This is a genomic window from Streptomyces sp. NPDC031466, assembly GCF_055581265.1.
In genome coordinates, this window is record NZ_JBVIJT010000008.1 from 347,863 (window position 1) to 363,631 (window position 15,769).

The 15,769-nt window shown below is 70.3% G+C and carries 13 protein-coding genes; 11 read left to right on the forward strand and 2 right to left on the reverse strand.

The window, feature by feature from the left end; genetic code table 11:
- Positions 1-11: 11 nt before the first annotated feature.
- The 6 genes from ruvB to ACZ5GP_RS21940 all read left to right on the forward strand — a co-directional run bounded on the left by ruvB (position 12) and on the right by ACZ5GP_RS21940 (position 8,179).
- Complete coding sequence (ruvB, locus tag ACZ5GP_RS21915) at positions 12-1,085, forward strand: Holliday junction branch migration DNA helicase RuvB (protein ID WP_358585763.1); 1,074 nt, start codon at positions 12-14, stop codon at positions 1,083-1,085.
- Between the two features lie 198 nt (positions 1,086-1,283).
- Positions 1,284-1,754 carry a preprotein translocase subunit YajC gene (gene yajC / locus ACZ5GP_RS21920; protein WP_468752423.1) on the forward strand — a complete coding sequence of 157 codons (471 nt, stop codon included), beginning with the start codon at positions 1,284-1,286 and terminating at the stop codon, positions 1,752-1,754.
- Positions 1,755-1,919: 165 nt separating this feature from the next.
- The gene (secD, locus tag ACZ5GP_RS21925; protein ID WP_468752424.1) at positions 1,920-3,734 is read left to right on the forward strand and encodes a protein translocase subunit SecD; all 1,815 of its coding nucleotides are present in this window, start codon (positions 1,920-1,922) and stop codon (positions 3,732-3,734) included.
- 1 nt (position 3,735) lies between these two features.
- Positions 3,736-4,857, forward strand: coding sequence for a protein translocase subunit SecF (gene secF / locus ACZ5GP_RS21930; RefSeq protein WP_468752425.1), 1,122 nt, complete (start codon positions 3,736-3,738; stop codon positions 4,855-4,857).
- Positions 4,854-5,402: an adenine phosphoribosyltransferase gene (locus ACZ5GP_RS21935; protein ID WP_358699427.1), complete on the forward strand. Its 549-nt coding sequence runs from the start codon at positions 4,854-4,856 to the stop codon at positions 5,400-5,402. The genes secF and ACZ5GP_RS21935 overlap by 4 nt, the downstream gene beginning before the upstream one ends.
- A gap of 239 nt (positions 5,403-5,641) precedes the next feature.
- Complete coding sequence (locus ACZ5GP_RS21940) at positions 5,642-8,179, forward strand: RelA/SpoT family protein (protein WP_468752426.1); 2,538 nt, start codon at positions 5,642-5,644, stop codon at positions 8,177-8,179.
- 69 nt (positions 8,180-8,248) lie between these two features.
- Here the strand turns inward: ACZ5GP_RS21940 and ACZ5GP_RS21945 are convergent, their stop codons facing one another.
- Together ACZ5GP_RS21945 and ACZ5GP_RS21950 are read right to left on the reverse strand one after the other, a co-directional pair.
- A complete protein-coding gene (locus ACZ5GP_RS21945) occupies positions 8,249-9,481 on the reverse strand; it encodes a DUF349 domain-containing protein (RefSeq protein WP_468752427.1) in 1,233 nt (410 codons plus the stop codon).
- Between the two features lie 133 nt (positions 9,482-9,614).
- Positions 9,615-10,439: a peptidylprolyl isomerase gene (locus tag ACZ5GP_RS21950; protein ID WP_468752428.1), complete on the reverse strand. Its 825-nt coding sequence runs from the start codon at positions 10,437-10,439 to the stop codon at positions 9,615-9,617.
- Between the two features lie 174 nt (positions 10,440-10,613).
- On the opposite strand from ACZ5GP_RS21950, the gene ACZ5GP_RS21955 reads away from it, so the two are divergent.
- From ACZ5GP_RS21955 to rpsD, 5 genes are all read left to right on the forward strand, one after another.
- Positions 10,614-11,336: an MBL fold metallo-hydrolase gene (locus ACZ5GP_RS21955; protein WP_468752429.1), complete on the forward strand. Its 723-nt coding sequence runs from the start codon at positions 10,614-10,616 to the stop codon at positions 11,334-11,336.
- Between the two features lie 13 nt (positions 11,337-11,349).
- Positions 11,350-12,612 (forward strand): histidine--tRNA ligase, encoded by a 1,263-nt coding sequence (gene hisS, locus ACZ5GP_RS21960; RefSeq protein ID WP_468752430.1) that lies wholly within the window; start codon positions 11,350-11,352, stop codon positions 12,610-12,612.
- 92 nt (positions 12,613-12,704) lie between these two features.
- Complete coding sequence (locus tag ACZ5GP_RS21965) at positions 12,705-13,346, forward strand: vitamin K epoxide reductase family protein (protein ID WP_468752431.1); 642 nt, start codon at positions 12,705-12,707, stop codon at positions 13,344-13,346.
- A 71-nt stretch (positions 13,347-13,417) separates the two neighbouring features.
- Positions 13,418-14,791, forward strand: coding sequence for a replication-associated recombination protein A (locus ACZ5GP_RS21970; RefSeq protein WP_468752432.1), 1,374 nt, complete (start codon positions 13,418-13,420; stop codon positions 14,789-14,791).
- Between the two features lie 349 nt (positions 14,792-15,140).
- A complete protein-coding gene (gene rpsD / locus ACZ5GP_RS21975; RefSeq protein ID WP_358583954.1) occupies positions 15,141-15,755 on the forward strand; it encodes a 30S ribosomal protein S4 in 615 nt (204 codons plus the stop codon).
- Positions 15,756-15,769: the final 14 nt, after the last annotated feature.

The window sequence follows — 15,769 nt, forward strand, 5'->3', positions numbered from 1 at the left end:
AGGCACACCGCATGAACTGGGACGACACGACCGACGAAGCTGCCGCAGCGGCCGAGCGGCTCGTCGGTGCGTCCGCCGACGGCGAGGATCAGGCCGTCGAGGCCGCCCTGCGCCCCAAGGACCTGGGCGAGTTCATCGGCCAGGAGAAGGTCCGCGAGCAGCTCGACCTCGTCCTGCGGGCGGCCCGCGCGCGGGGCGCCACCGCCGACCACGTCCTGCTCTCCGGAGCCCCCGGCCTCGGCAAGACGACCCTCTCGATGATCATCGCCGCCGAGATGGGCGCCCCGATCCGCATCACCAGCGGCCCGGCCATCCAGCACGCGGGCGACCTCGCGGCGATCCTCTCCTCCCTCCAGGAGGGCGAGGTCCTCTTCCTCGACGAGATCCACCGCATGTCGCGGCCCGCCGAGGAGATGCTGTACATGGCGATGGAGGACTTCCGGGTCGACGTCATCGTCGGCAAGGGCCCCGGCGCCACCGCCATCCCCCTCGAACTGCCGCCCTTCACCCTGGTCGGCGCCACCACGCGCGCGGGTCTGCTGCCGCCGCCGCTGCGCGACCGGTTCGGCTTCACGGCCCACATGGAGTTCTACGAACCGGCCGAGCTGGAGCGGGTCGTCCACCGCTCCGCCCAGCTGCTCGACGTGGAGATCGACGTGGCCGGCGCCGCCGAGATCGCGGGCCGCTCGCGCGGCACCCCCCGCATCGCCAACCGCCTCCTGCGCCGCGTGCGGGACTACGCCCAGGTCAAGGCCGACGGGGTGATCGACCGTGACATCGCGGGCGCGGCCCTCGCGGTCTACGAGGTCGACGGACGCGGCCTCGACCGTCTGGACCGCGCCGTCCTGCAGGCCCTGCTCAAGCTGTTCGGCGGCGGGCCCGTCGGCCTGTCGACCCTCGCGGTCGCCGTGGGGGAGGAGCGCGAGACCGTCGAGGAGGTGGCCGAGCCCTTCCTGGTGCGCGAAGGGCTGCTGGCCCGCACCCCGCGCGGGCGCGTGGCCACCCCGGCGGCCTGGGCGCACCTGGGGCTCGTGCCCCCGCGGCAGACGGGCGGAAAGGGACAGCAGGACCTGTTCGGGTCGTGACGGCGGCAGGACGACGGCGCAACCGCGCCACAACGGCACGGGGAGTCGTGTGGCGAGGAACTGCGGTGCCATGCTGAGCGTTGTTCGTTAGGCGCGGACTCGCTTAGACTCCGCCGATGCCGCCTTTGCGGGCGGCGTGCCCACCCCCATCCAGTAGGCCGCTTCACTCGCGCGGTCGTGCGAAGGAAATTCCGTCCCGTGAATATCGTGACCCTCCTCCCGTTCATCGTGCTCATCGGGGCCATGTTCCTGATGACCCGGTCGGCGAAGAAGAAGCAGCAGGCCGCCGCGCAGATGCGTAACGACATGCAGCCCGGCACCGGCATCCGCACGATCGGCGGCATGTACGCCACCGTCAAGGAGGTCCACGACGACGCCGTCCTCCTTGAGGTGGCCCCCGGTGTCCACGCGGTTTACGCGAAGAACGCGATCGGCGCCGTACTGGCCGACGACGAGTACAACCGCATCGTGCACGGCACCGAGGACGACCTGAACGAGGACGCCCCCGTCGTTCCGGACGACGCCTCCTCCCTCACCGAGTCCGCCGAGCCCGCCGACGCCTCCGACGACTCGCGCATCGACCTCGGCAAGAAGGACGCGGCCGACGAGGCCGGCACCGCCGACGACGCGAAGCCGAAGAAGACCGACGGCGAGTCCGACGCGAAGTAGTCACGACCGGGAGCCGGGGGGCGCGCCGCTCGCGCACCACGGGTCCCGGACCACGTGCATTTCGCGCCGAGTCTCGACACCACTTCATGGCCGCCCGCCCGGGCCCGCCCCGCACCGCTCGGGGCCGGACCGTATGCCGGGCGGTTGGACAGGGAGAACGAGAAGGTGGCAGCACCGAAGAAGGGCCGAAGGCAGAGCGCGCCGGGCAAACCGGGTCGCGCACTGGCCTTCATCCTGATCGCCCTCGTGGCGCTGACCGGGGGAATGTTCCTTTCCGGGCACACCACACCGCGCCTGGGCATCGACCTCGCGGGTGGTACGAGCATCACGCTCGAGGCGAGGAACGAGCCGGGCCAGGAGAACGCGATCAACCCGACCAACATGAACACGGCTGTTGACATCATCAACAACCGCGTCAACGGTCTGGGTGTCTCCGAGGCCGAGGTCCAGACCCAGGGCGAGAAGAACATCATCGTCAACATCCCCAAGGGGACGGACGAGAAGCAGGCCCGCGACCAGGTAGGCACGACCGCGCAGCTCTATTTCCGCCCGGTGATCACCCAGGCCCCCAGCGGCCCGACCCCCGAGCCGTCCCCCAGCTCCTCGTCCAAGACGGACAAGGAGAAGGACAAGGAAAAGGCGGCCGACAAGGCCACGGACAAGGCCACGGACAAGGCCACGGACAAGGCCACGGACAAGGCGACCTCCCCGACCGCCACCGCGTCCCCCCAGGGCCGTGCCGTCAGCGAGGCCCTGAAGGCCGACCCGACCACGCCCCCGTCGGACAAGGACAAGGCCGAGGACGGCAAGAAGAAGGACGACAAGAAGGCCCCGTCGGCCACGCCGTCCGCCGATCCCGCCACGGCCAAGCTCCAGGCGCAGTTCGCCAAGCTGAACTGCACGGACAAGAAGGCCCGGGGCGCGGCCGGCGAGGGCGTCAAGCCGTCCGAGCCGACCGTCGCCTGCGGCAAGAGCCCCGACGGCAAGACGTGGGACAAGTTCATCCTCGCCCCGGCCGAGGTCAACGGCAAGGACGTCGACGAGGCGCAGGCGACGATCAATCCGCAGAGCGGTACCTGGGTCGTCAACATGGACTTCACCAAGGACGGCTCGAAGAAGTTCGCCAAGGTCACCAGCAAGCTCTCGACGCAGCAGCCCCCGCAGAACCAGTTCGCCATCGTCATGGACCGCGAGGTCGTCTCGGCCCCCAGCGTCCGGACGACCCTGACCGCCAACGCCGAGATCTCCGGCAGCTTCAACCAGGAGTCCGCCAAGGAGCTGGCGAACATCCTGTCGTACGGCGCCCTGCCGCTCACCTTCCACGAGCAGAGCGTCACCACGGTCAGCCCGGCCCTCGGCGGCGAGCAGCTCAAGGCGGGCCTGATCGCGGGCGCCATCGGCCTCGCGCTCGTCGTGATCTACCTCGTGGTGTACTACCGCGGCCTGTCGCTCATCGCCATCGCGAGCCTCCTGGTCTCCGCGGCCCTGACGTACACGATCATGACGCTGCTCGGACCGACCATCAAGTTCGCGCTGAACCTGCCCGCGGTCTGCGGCGCCATCGTCGCCATCGGCATCACGGCGGACTCGTTCATCGTCTTCTTCGAACGCGTCCGTGACGAGGTCCGGGAGGGACGCACGCTGCGCCCCGCCGTCGAGCGGGCCTGGCCGCGCGCCCGGCGCACCATCCTGGTCTCCGACTTCGTGTCGTTCCTCGCCGCCGCCGTCCTGTTCATCGTGACGGTCGGCAAGGTGCAGGGCTTCGCGTTCACGCTCGGTCTGACCACGCTGCTGGACGTCGTCGTGGTCTTCTTCTTCACCAAGCCGCTGATGACGCTCATGGCACGCAAGAAGTTCTTCGCGAACGGCCACAAGTGGTCCGGCTTCGACCCGAAGCGGCTCGGCATCAAGCCCCCGATCCGCCGGTCCCGCCGCGCCACCGGCTCATCCGTTGGCCCTGTCGACCCGAAGGAGGCGTGAGATGTCGAAGCTCGGCAATCTCGGCGCCAGGCTCTACCACGGCGAGGTCGGCTACGACTTCATCGGCAAGCGCAAGATCTGGTACGCCGTCTCGATCCTGATCACCATCACGGCCATCGTCGGCCTGGCGGTGCGCGGCCTGAACATGGGCATCGAGTTCGAGGGCGGTGCCGTCTTCAACACCCCGAAGACCACCGTCTCCGTCGCGCAGGCCGAGGAGTCCGCGGAGAAGGCCTCGGGCCATGACGCGATCGTCCAGAAGCTGGGCGACGACGCGATGCGCATCCAGATCGCGGGCGTGGACATCGACAAGTCCGACCAGATCAAGAAGGCCCTGGCGAGCGACCTCGACGTCAAGGCCGACGAGATCAACGCCGACCTGGTCGGCCCCAGCTGGGGCGAGCAGGTCGCCAACAAGGCCTGGCAGGGCCTGGCGATCTTCATGGTCCTCGTGGTGATCTATCTGGCCATCGCCTTCGAGTGGCGCATGGCCCTCGCCGCACTGATCGCGCTGATCCACGACATCACGATCACCGTCGGTGTCTACGCACTGGTCGGCTTCGAGGTCACCCCCGGCACGGTGATCGGTCTGCTGACCATCCTCGGTTACTCGCTCTACGACACGGTCGTGGTCTTCGACAGCTTGAAGGAGCAGTCGAAGGACATCACCAAGCAGACGCGCTTCACCTACAGCGAGATCGCCAACCGCAGCATCAACGGCACCCTGGTGCGCTCCATCAACACCACGGTCGTCGCGCTGCTCCCGGTGGCGGGCCTGCTGTTCATCGGTGGCGGCGCGCTCGGCGCCGGCATGCTCAACGACATCTCGCTGTCGCTGTTCGTCGGCCTCGCGGCCGGCGCGTACTCCTCGATCTTCATCGCGACGCCGCTCGTCGCCGACCTCAAGGAGCGCGAGCCGCAGCTGAAGGCCCTCAAGAAGCGGGTGCTCGCCAAGCGCGCGTCGGCCGCGGCCAAGGGGGACTCGGCGGAGGAGTCCGAGTACGCGGGTGACGAGCCGCGGGACGGCGTCCCCGACGACGCCGCACCGGCTGTCGTGGGTCCGCGGGCCCAGCCCGCCTCCCGCAGCCGCGGCAAGGGCCGTCCCTCGGGGAAGCGCCGATGACCGCGTCGACGGACGTCACGGAGCTGCTGCTGAGCCGCATCCGTGACGTCCCCGACTACCCGATCCCGGGCGTGACGTTCAAGGACATCACCCCGCTGCTCGCCGACCCGGCGGCCTTCGCGGCGCTCACGGAGACGCTGGCCGACCTCTGCGTGCGCCACGGCGCCACGAAGATCGTCGGCCTGGAGGCCCGGGGCTTCATCCTCGGCGCCCCGGTCGCGCTCCGCGCCGGGCTCGGCTTCATCCCCGTACGCAAGGCGGGCAAGCTCCCCGGCGCGACGCTGCGCCAGCGCTACGACCTGGAGTACGGCAGCGCCGAGATCGAGGTGCACGCCGAGGACCTGGCCGCGGGCGACCGCGTCATGGTCATCGACGACGTCCTCGCCACCGGCGGCACCGCGGGCGCCTCGCTGGACCTGATCCGGCGCTCGGGCGCCGAGGTGGCCGGCGTCGCGGTCCTCATGGAGCTCGGCTTCCTCCAGGGCCGGCACAAGCTGGTCGAGGCGCTGGCCGGGGCGCCCCTGGAGGCCCTCATCACCGTCTGAGGCGACACGCACGACGACGCGACGGACGTCCCGCCACCGGCCGGGGCGTCCGTCGCGCTGTAAGCTCCCGGAGGCTCGCGCGGCCGAACAGGGCGCCGGTCGGGGAATCGCCGCCCGGCCCCTGGCGTTCCTCCGGTACGGAGGCGTCCCACCCGCCGCAGGCGAGCCGAGCCCCAGGATCGATACCATGGGTACTTCGGGGCCTGTCCGGGGGACCCGATCGCGCACAGGGAGCGCTCTTGCCAGACGAGTCCCAGCCACTCACCGCCGCCAAGGCCGCCCAGCAGGCCCAGCAGGCCTCGGCGGGCTCCGTCGCGCCCGCGAAGAAGGCAGAGGGCGCCCAGGGCGACACGTCCGCGCAGCGTGCCCGGCAAGAGGTCTCCGGGGGCGACAAGCCGGCCGAGCCTCGTCCGAAGCCGCCCGCCGACCACCTCCCGACAGCTCCCGCGATCCGTCCGGCCGGTGGCCAGCCCGCGCGCTCCGGCTCCTCCAACCGGGTGCGGGCGCGCCTCGCCCGGCTCGGCGTCCAGCGTTCGAACCCGTACAACCCGGTCCTGGAGCCCCTGCTGCGGATCGTGCGCAGCAACGACCCCAAGATCGAGACGTCCACGCTCCGCCAGATCGAGCGGGCCTACCAGGTCGCCGAGCGCTGGCACCGCGGGCAGAAGCGCAAGAGCGGCGACCCGTACATCACGCACCCGCTCGCCGTGACGACCATCCTCGCCGAGCTGGGCATGGACCCCGCCACCCTGATGGCCGGTCTCCTGCACGACACGGTCGAGGACACCGAGTACGGCCTGGACACCCTGCGGCGCGACTTCGGCGACCAGGTCGCCCTGCTCGTCGACGGCGTCACCAAGCTCGACAAGGTCAAGTTCGGCGAGGCCGCGCAGGCCGAGACCGTCCGCAAGATGGTCGTCGCCATGGCCAAGGACCCCCGCGTCCTGGTCATCAAGCTCGCCGACCGCCTGCACAACATGCGCACCATGCGCTACCTCAAGCGCGAGAAGCAGGAGAAGAAGGCGCGCGAGACCCTGGAGATCTACGCGCCGCTCGCCCACCGCCTGGGCATGAACACCATCAAGTGGGAGCTGGAGGACCTCGCCTTCGCGATCCTCTACCCCAAGATGTACGACGAGATCGTGCGCCTAGTCGCCGAACGGGCCCCCAAGCGCGACGAGTACCTCGCCATAGTGACCGACGAGGTCCAGGCCGACCTCCGCTCCGCCCGCATCAAGGCCACCGTCACCGGCCGCCCGAAGCACTACTACAGCGTCTACCAGAAGATGATCGTCCGCGGCCGTGACTTCGCGGAGATCTACGACCTGGTGGGTATCCGTGTCCTCGTCGACACGGTCCGCGACTGCTACGCGGCGCTCGGCACCGTCCACGCGCGATGGAACCCGGTCCCCGGCCGGTTCAAGGACTACATCGCGATGCCGAAGTTCAACATGTACCAGTCGCTGCACACGACGGTCATCGGCCCCAACGGCAAGCCCGTCGAGCTACAGATCCGCACGTTCGACATGCACCGCCGCGCCGAGTACGGCATCGCGGCGCACTGGAAGTACAAGCAGGAGGCCGTCGCCGGCGCCTCGAAGGTGCGCACCGACGTGCCGAGGAAGGCCGGCGGCAAGGACGACCACCTCAACGACATGGCGTGGCTGCGCCAGCTCCTGGACTGGCAGAAGGAGACCGAGGACCCCAGCGAGTTCCTCGAATCGCTGCGCTTCGACCTCTCGCGCAACGAGGTCTTCGTCTTCACGCCCAAGGGCGACGTCATAGCGCTGCCCGCCGGTGCCACCCCCGTCGACTTCTCCTACGCGGTGCACACCGAGGTCGGGCACCGCACCATAGGGGCGCGGGTCAACGGCCGCCTCGTGCCGCTCGAATCGACCCTGGACAACGGCGACCTGGTGGAGGTCTTCACCTCCAAGGCCGCAGGCGCGGGCCCCTCCCGCGACTGGCTCGGCTTCGTCAAGTCGCCGCGGGCGCGCAACAAGATCCGCGCGTGGTTCTCCAAGGAGCGCCGCGACGAGGCCATCGAGCAGGGCAAGGACGCCATCGCGCGCGCCATGCGCAAGCAGAACCTGCCCATCCAGCGGATCCTGACCGGCGACTCCCTGGTGACGCTCGCCCACGAGATGCGCTACCCCGACATCTCGTCCCTGTACGCGGCGATCGGCGAGGGCCATGTCACCGCGCAGTCCGTCGTGCAGAAGCTCGTCCAGGCCCTCGGCGGCGAGGAAGCCGCCAACGAGGACATCGCCGAGAGCGCGCCGCCCTCGCGCGGCCGCAGCAAGCGCCGCTCCAACGCCGACCCGGGTGTCGTCGTCAAGGGCGTCGAGGACGTGTGGGTCAAGCTGGCCCGCTGCTGCACGCCCGTCCCCGGCGACCCGATCATCGGCTTCGTCACCCGCGGCAGCGGCGTCTCGGTGCACCGCAGCGACTGCGTGAACGTGGACTCGCTCTCCCGCGAGCCCGAGCGGATCCTGGAGGTCGAGTGGGCGCCCACCCAGTCCTCCGTCTTCCTGGTCGCCATCCAGGTCGAGGCTTTGGACCGCTCGCGCCTCCTGTCGGACGTCACGCGCATCCTCTCGGACCAGCACGTGAACATCCTGTCGGCGGCGGTGCAGACCTCACGCGACCGCGTCGCCACCTCCCGCTTCACCTTCGAGATGGGCGACCCCAAGCACCTGGGGCACGTGCTCAAGGCCGTCCGGGGAGTGGAAGGCGTGTACGACGTCTACCGGGTGACGTCGGCGCGCAGGCCCTGACTTCTGTTGCACATGGGCCCGCCCCCGGCGCAGAAGCGCCGGGGGCGGGCCCATGTGTCGTGAAGGCTGTCAGCCGCCGAACTCGTGCAGACCCTTGAGAGCCTGGTCGAGAAGCGCCTGGCGGCCCTCGAGCTCCTTCTGGAGCTTGTCGGCCTTGGAGTTGTTGCCGGCAGTACGAGCCTTGTCGATCTGCTCCGTCAGCTTGTCCACCGCCGCCTGCAGCTGCCCCGTCAGGCCCTCGGCACGCGCGCGCGCCTCCGGGTTCGTGCGGCGCCACTCGGCTTCCTCGCACTCCTGCAGCGCCCGCTCCACGGCCTGCATGCGGCCCTCGACCTTCGGACGCGCGTCCCGCGGGACGTGACCGATGGCCTCCCAGCGCTCGTTGATGGAGCGGAACGCGGCGCGGGCCGCCTTCAGATCCGTCACCGGGACGAGCTTCTCGGCCTCGTCGGCCAGCTCCTCCTTGAGCTTGAGGTTCTCGCCCTGCTCGGCGTCGCGCTCCGCGAAGACCGCGCTGCGCGCCGCGAAGAAGACGTCCTGGGCGCCGCGGAAGCGGTTCCACAGATCGTCCTCGTGCTCACGCTGCGCGCGGCCCGCGGCCTTCCAGTCGGTCATCAGCTCGCGGTAGCGCGCGGCCGTCGGGCCCCAGTCCGTCGAACTCGACAACGCCTCCGCCTCGCCGACCAGCTTCTCCTTGGCCTTGCGGGCCTCCTCGCGCTGCGCGTCCAGCGAGGCGAAGTGCGCCTTGCGGCGCTTGGAGAACGCCGAGCGGGCGTGCGAGAAGCGGTGCCACAGCTCGTCGTCCGACTTGCGGTCCAGGCGCGGCAGACCCTTCCAGGTGTCCACCAGGGCCCGCAGCCGCTCGCCCGCCGGCCGCCACTGATCGCTCTGGGCCAGCTCCTCGGCCTCGACGACCAGGGCCTCCTTGGCGTGCCGCGCCTCGTCGGACTGCTTGGCCTTTTGCGCCTTGCGCTCCTCGCGGCGGGCCTCGATGGTCTCCACCAGCTTGTCGAGCCGCTTGCCCAGCGCGTCCAGATCACCGACCGCGTGCGCCTCGTCGACCTGCTGGCGCAGGTGGTCGACGGCGGTCATCGCGTCCTTGGCGGACAGGTCGGTCGTCTTCACCCGGCGCTCGAGGAGTCCGATCTCGACGACCAGGCCCTCGTACTTGCGCTCGAAGTAGGCGAGGGCCTCGTCAGGAGATCCTGCCTGCCACGAACCGACCACTCGCTCGCCGCCGTCGGCCGTACGCACGTACACGGTCCCCGTCTCGTCGACGCGGCCCCACGGGTCGCTGCTCACAGCGCCTCCTCCACATGATGCCTGCACAGGGCCGTCGGGCCCCCGGCATCGTCCACAGTTTCGTCACCGCCAACATAGGCGACCGGCGGGGCGGCTGTCCGCATCCCGCACGAGCGAAGTTTGCCCGGCGGGCTCAGGATTTCGTGACGGTGGCCTTGTCGATGACGACCGTCGCGTTCGGGGCGCCGTCGCCCTGCCCGGAGCTCTCCCCGGCGGCGGCGATCTTCTTGAGCACCTTCATCCCGGAATCGGAAATGGTCCCGAACGGTGTGTAGTCGGGCGGGAGCTGACTGTCCCGGTAGACGAGGAAGAACTGGCTGCCGCCGGTGTCGCGGCCCTTCTTCGTCCGGGCGTTGTACTGGTTCGCCATGGCGACCGTGCCCGCCGGATACACGTTCTTCTTCAGGCGCTTGTCCTTGAGGTTCTCGTCCGGGAGCGAGTAGCCGGGGCCGCCCTCCCCGGTGCCCTTCGGGTCGCCGCACTGCAGGACGGAGACACCGCCGGTGGTGAGGCGGTGGCACGCGGTGTGGTCCAGGTAGCCCTTGTTCACCAGGAAGTCGAAAGAGTTGACGGTGTGCGGGGCCTTCGCGGCGTCCAGGTCGAGCACGATGTCGCCGCAGGTCGTCTCCAGCCTCATCGTGTAGTCGGCGGACCTGTCGATCTTGAGCGCCGGCTCCTTCGGGAAGCTCAGCGGCTTCACCTTGCCGGGTGCCGCCTTCCCGCAGGGGTCCTTCGGCGTGCTGCTGGGCGACGCCGCCGCGTCGTCTTTCGTGGAACCGTCACCGTCGAAGGCGCCCGCCGCGTACGACACCGCGCCGGCCGCCACCACCACCGCGAGCGCCCCCGCGAGCACGCCGTTGCGCAGGCGCGCCCTGCGCCGCGCGGCCTCGCGCCGTTGCTGCTGGCGCTCGAACTTCTCCCGGGCGAGCTGCCGCCGCCGCTGATCGCTGCTGACCACCGGGTGATCTCCTCTTTCCGCTGCTGCCCCGGTCCTTTCGCGGGACCGCCTGAATGTGCCCCGTACCGTATATGGGTTCGCTGTGGAATCGGCAGCGCCGGTAGGCTCTGACCCACCGCGATCTCCCGACGGGGATCCGCGGCCCTCCCGCCGGACGACGAACGAAGGACGATCGTGCTCATTGCCGGGTTCCCCGCCGGGGCCTGGGGCACCAACTGCTACGTGGTCGCCCCCGCCGCAGGCGAGGAGTGCGTGATCATCGACCCGGGCCACCAGGCCGCCCAGGGAGTCGAGGACGCACTCCAGAAGCATCGGCTCAAGCCCGTCGCGGTCGTCCTCACCCACGGCCACATCGACCATGTCGCCTCGGTCGTCCCGGTGTGCGGGGCGCACGACGTGCCCGCCTGGATCCACCCCTCGGACCGGTACATGATGAGCGACCCCGAGAAGGCGCTCGGCCGCTCCATCGGGATGCCGCTCATGGGCGAGCTGACGGTCGGGGAGCCCGACGACCTGCGGGAGCTGACCGACGGCGCCGAACTGAGGCTGGCCGGCCTCGACTTCTCCGTCGCGCACGCACCGGGCCATACGAAGGGGTCGGTGACCTTCCGGATGCCCGAGACGGCCGAGATCCCCTCGGTCTTCTTCTCGGGCGACCTGCTCTTCGCCGGCTCCATCGGACGCACCGACCTGCCCGGCGGCAGCCACCCCGAGATCCTCGAGTCGCTGGCCCGCGTGTGCCTGCCGCTCGACGACTCGACCGTGGTGCTGTCCGGCCACGGCCCCCAGACATCCATCGGCCAGGAGCGCGCCACCAACCCGTATCTGCGGCAGGTGGCCGCGGCCCGTCAAGGCCACAGGGCGGACCCCACGTCCGCCCCGCGACGAGGAATGTGACGAGAGAACACCCGTGAGCACCTTCAAGGCCCCCAAGGGCACCTACGACCTGCTGCCGCCCGACTCCGCCAAGTACCTCGCGGTCCGCGAGGCGATCGCCGCGCCGCTGCGCAACTCCGGCTACGGCTACATCGAGACGCCCGGCTTTGAGAACGTCGAGCTGTTCGCGCGCGGCGTGGGCGAGTCCACCGACATCGTCACCAAGGAGATGTACGCCTTCGAGACCAAGGGCGGCGACAGGCTCGCCCTGCGCCCCGAAGGCACCGCCTCCGTGCTGCGCGCCGCGCTGGAGGGCAGCCTCCACAAGGCCGGCAACCTCCCCGTCAAGCTCTGGTACTCCGGTTCGTACTACCGCTACGAGCGCCCCCAGAAGGGCCGCTACCGCCACTTCTCCCAGGTCGGCGCCGAGGCGATCGGCGCCGAGGACCCGGCGCTCGACGCCGAGCTGATCATCCTCGCCGACCAGGCGTACCGCGCGCTCGGCCTGCGGAACTTCCGCATCCTGCTCAACTCCCTGGGCGACAAGGAGTGCCGCCCCGTCTACCGGACGGCGCTCCAGGACTTCCTGCGCGGCCTCGACCTGGACGAGGAGACACGTCGACGTGTCGACATCAACCCGCTCCGCGTCCTGGACGACAAGCGCGCCGACGTGCAGAAGCAGCTCGTGGGCGCCCCCTCGCTGCGCGACCACCTGTGCGACGCCTGCAAGGCGTACCACGAGCAGGTCCGTGAGCTGATCACGGCGGCGGGCGTCGCCTTCGAGGACGACGAGAAGCTCGTCCGCGGCCTGGACTACTACACCCGTACGACCTTCGAGTTCGTCCACGACGGCCTCGGCTCGCAGTCGGCGGTCGGCGGCGGCGGGCGCTACGACGGCCTGTCCGAAATGATCGGCGGGCCCTCACTGCCCTCGGTGGGCTGGGCCCTCGGCGTGGACCGCACGGTGCTCGCCCTGGAGGCGGAGGGCGTCGAGCTCGAACTGCCCTCGCCCACCAGCGTCTTCGCGGTGCCGCTCGGCGACGAGGCGCGCCGCGTGCTCTTCGCCAAGGTGACCGAACTGCGCAAGGCCGGCGTCGCGGCGGACTTCAGCTACGGCGGCAAGGGACTCAAGGGTGCGATGAAGAACGCCAACCGCAGCGGCGCCCGCTTCACCGTCGTCGCCGGTGAGCGTGACCTCGCCGAGGGCGTCGTACAGCTCAAGGACATGGAGTCCGGCGAGCAGGAAGCCGTCGCGGTGGACGAGATCGTCGCCGTCCTGAAGGGCAAGCTGGGCTGATCGGGCGGGGATGTCCAACGGCCGGTGGACACACAGGTACATGCGGCACAATGTGCGTGCCCACAGGCCTCCACAAGTGACGGAACGGCGTGATGACCAAAACGATCTCGGCGCAGGACCAGGACGCGGACCACGGCGAGCGGGCGGCCGCTCCAGGCGCCGTCGGCGGGAGCCGTGGGCTGGCACTGCTCCTGCTGATCACGGGTGCGGCGGGGCTGCTCGCCGCCTGGGTCATCACGCTGGACAAGCTGGAGCTGCTGAAGGACCCGAACTTCCAGCCGGGCTGCAGCATCAACCCCATCGTCTCGTGCGGCAGCATCATGAAGAGCGAGCAGGCGGAGGTCTTCGGGTTCCCGAACCCGATGCTCGGCCTGGTCACCTACGGCATCGTGGTCTGCGTCGCCATGAGCCTGCTCGCCGGGGCCCGCTTCCCGCGCTGGTACTGGCTGACGTTCAACGTGGGCACGCTCTTCGGCGTCGGATTCTGCACCTGGCTGATGATCCAGTCGCTGTACCACATCAACGCGCTCTGCCTGTGGTGCTGCCTGGCCTGGGCCGCGACCCTGCTGATGTTCTGGTACGTCACGTCGTTCAACGTCCGGGCCGGCTTCCTGCCCGCGCCGCGCTGGGCCAGGAGCTTCCTGGAGGACTTCACCTGGGCCCTGCCCGTGATGCACATCGGCGTCATCGCGATGCTGATCCTCACGCGCTGGGGCGCCGACCTCTGGGCCTGACCCGGCCCGGGCCGCTGCCGCCCGCGCCGGCCCAGGACGGATTGTCAGTGGCGTGACATAGGGTTTTCGACGTGGAACCCGACCTGTTCACCGCCGCAGCCGAAGACCGCCAGGAGAAGGACCCCTCCAGCAGCCCCCTGGCCGTCCGGATGCGCCCGCGCACCCTCGACGAAGTCGTCGGCCAGCAGCATCTGCTGAAACCGGGTTCCCCCCTGCGCCGCCTCGTCGGCGAGAGCGGGGGAGGCCCGGCCGGGCCGTCCTCCGTCCTCCTGTGGGGCCCGCCCGGCATCGGCAAGACGACTCTCGCGTACGTCGTCTCCAAGGCCACGAACAAGCGCTTCGTCGAGCTCTCCGCGATCACCGCGGGCGTCAAGGAAGTGCGCGCGGTCATCGACGGCGCCCGCCGGGCCATGGGCGGCCACGGCAAGGAGACCGTCCTCTTCCTCGACGAGATCCACCGCTTCAGCAAGGCCCAGCAGGACTCCCTCCTGCCGGCCGTCGAGAACCGCTGGGTGACGCTGATCGCGGCGACCACCGAGAACCCGTACTTCTCGATCATCTCCCCGCTCCTGTCCCGCTCCCTGCTGCTCACCCTCGAACCGCTCACGGACGACGACCTGCGCGACCTGCTGCGCCGGGCGGTCACCGACGAGCGGGGCCTCGGCGGCGCCGTCGAGCTGCCGCAGGAGGCCGAGGAGCACCTGCTGCGCATCGCGGGCGGCGACGCCCGGCGCGCGCTCACCGCCCTGGAGGCGGGCGCCGGCTCGGCCCTCGCCAAGGGCGAGGAGACGATCAGCCTCCAGACGCTGGAGGAGTCCGTCGACCGCGCCGCGGTGAAGTACGACCGCGACGGCGACCAGCACTACGACGTCGCGAGCGCCCTCATCAAGTCCATCCGCGGCTCCGACGTGGACGCGGCCCTGCACTATCTGGCCCGCATGATCGAGGCCGGCGAGGACCCCCGCTTCATCGCGCGCCGCCTGATGATCTCCGCCAGCGAGGACATCGGCCTCGCCGACCCGACCGCCCTGCCCACCGCGGTCGCCGCCGCCCAGGCCGTCGCCATGATCGGCTTCCCGGAGGCCGCGCTCACCCTGAGCCACGCCACGATCGCCCTCGCCCTGGCCCCGAAGTCGAACGCGGCGACGATCGCCGTCCAGCAGGCCCAGGCCGACGTCCGCGCCGGCCTCACCGGCCCCGTCCCGCCCCACCTGCGCGACGGTCACTACAAGGGCGCGGCCAAGCTCGGCCACGCCCAGGGGTACGTGTACCCGCACGACGTCCCCGGCGGCATCGCGGCCCAGCAGTACGCCCCGGACACCATCGAGGGCAAGCGCTACTACCGGCCCACGAGGTACGGCGCCGAGGCGCGGTACGCCGACGTGGTCGAGCGGGTCCGCGCCCGGCTCAAGGGCGAGCAGCCCGAGAGCCAGGGCCCCGGCTGAGGCACCCCGCCGCACCCGGTACACTTGCCCGAAGTGCTGCGTCCCGTGTCCGGTCTCGTACCGGCACCACCAGAACGGGACATCCAGCCGGAACCCCCACGCCGTAAGGCGCAGGGGATCCAGGAGCGTCGCGCACCGTCGAAGGTGTCGCGGGCAGCCCACCACCACCCCGGAGCCCGGGAATCGGTCGGTGGGCCACTCGCGTGCTGCACATAGTGCCCAGACCAGGGAGCGGCTGCCTCACGGCCCAGGGCCCACCGGCCCAGGCCCACGGGGTTTCCCAGGCTGCGGATGCGACCTCCCCTAACCACTGGTGAAGCCGAATTCCATTGAACAGAGAGGTTGGTTCATGCCGAACCAGTCCCGCCCCAAGGTCAAGAAGTCGCGTGCTCTTGGCATCGCGCTGACCCCGAAGGCCGTCAAGTACTTCGAGGCCCGCCCCTACCCGCCGGGCGAGCACGGCCGTGGGCGCAAGCAGAACTCGGACTACAAGGTCCGTCTGCTGGAGAAGCAGCGTCTGCGCGCGCAGTACGACGTGTCCGAGCGCCAGCTCGTCCGCGCCTACGAGCGTGCCGCCAAGACGCAGGGCAAGACCGGTGAGGCCCTGGTCATCGAGCTGGAGCGTCGTCTCGACGCCCTGGTTCTGCGTTCGGGCATCGCCCGCACGATCTACCAGGCCCGCCAGATGGTCGTGCACGGCCACATCGAGGTCAACGGCGGGAAGGTCGACAAGCCGTCCTTCCGCGTCCGGCCGGACGACGTCGTGATGGTGCGCGAGCGCAGCCGCGAGAAGCCGCTGTTCCAGGTCGCGCGCGAGGGTGGCTTCGCCCCCGACGGCGAGACCCCGCGCTACCTCCAGGTGAACCTGAAGGCCCTGGCCTTCCGCCTGGACCGCGACCCGAACCGCAAGGAGATCCCCGTGATCTGCGACGAGCAGCTCGTCGTCGAGTACTACGCCCGCTGACCCGGACGTAGCTC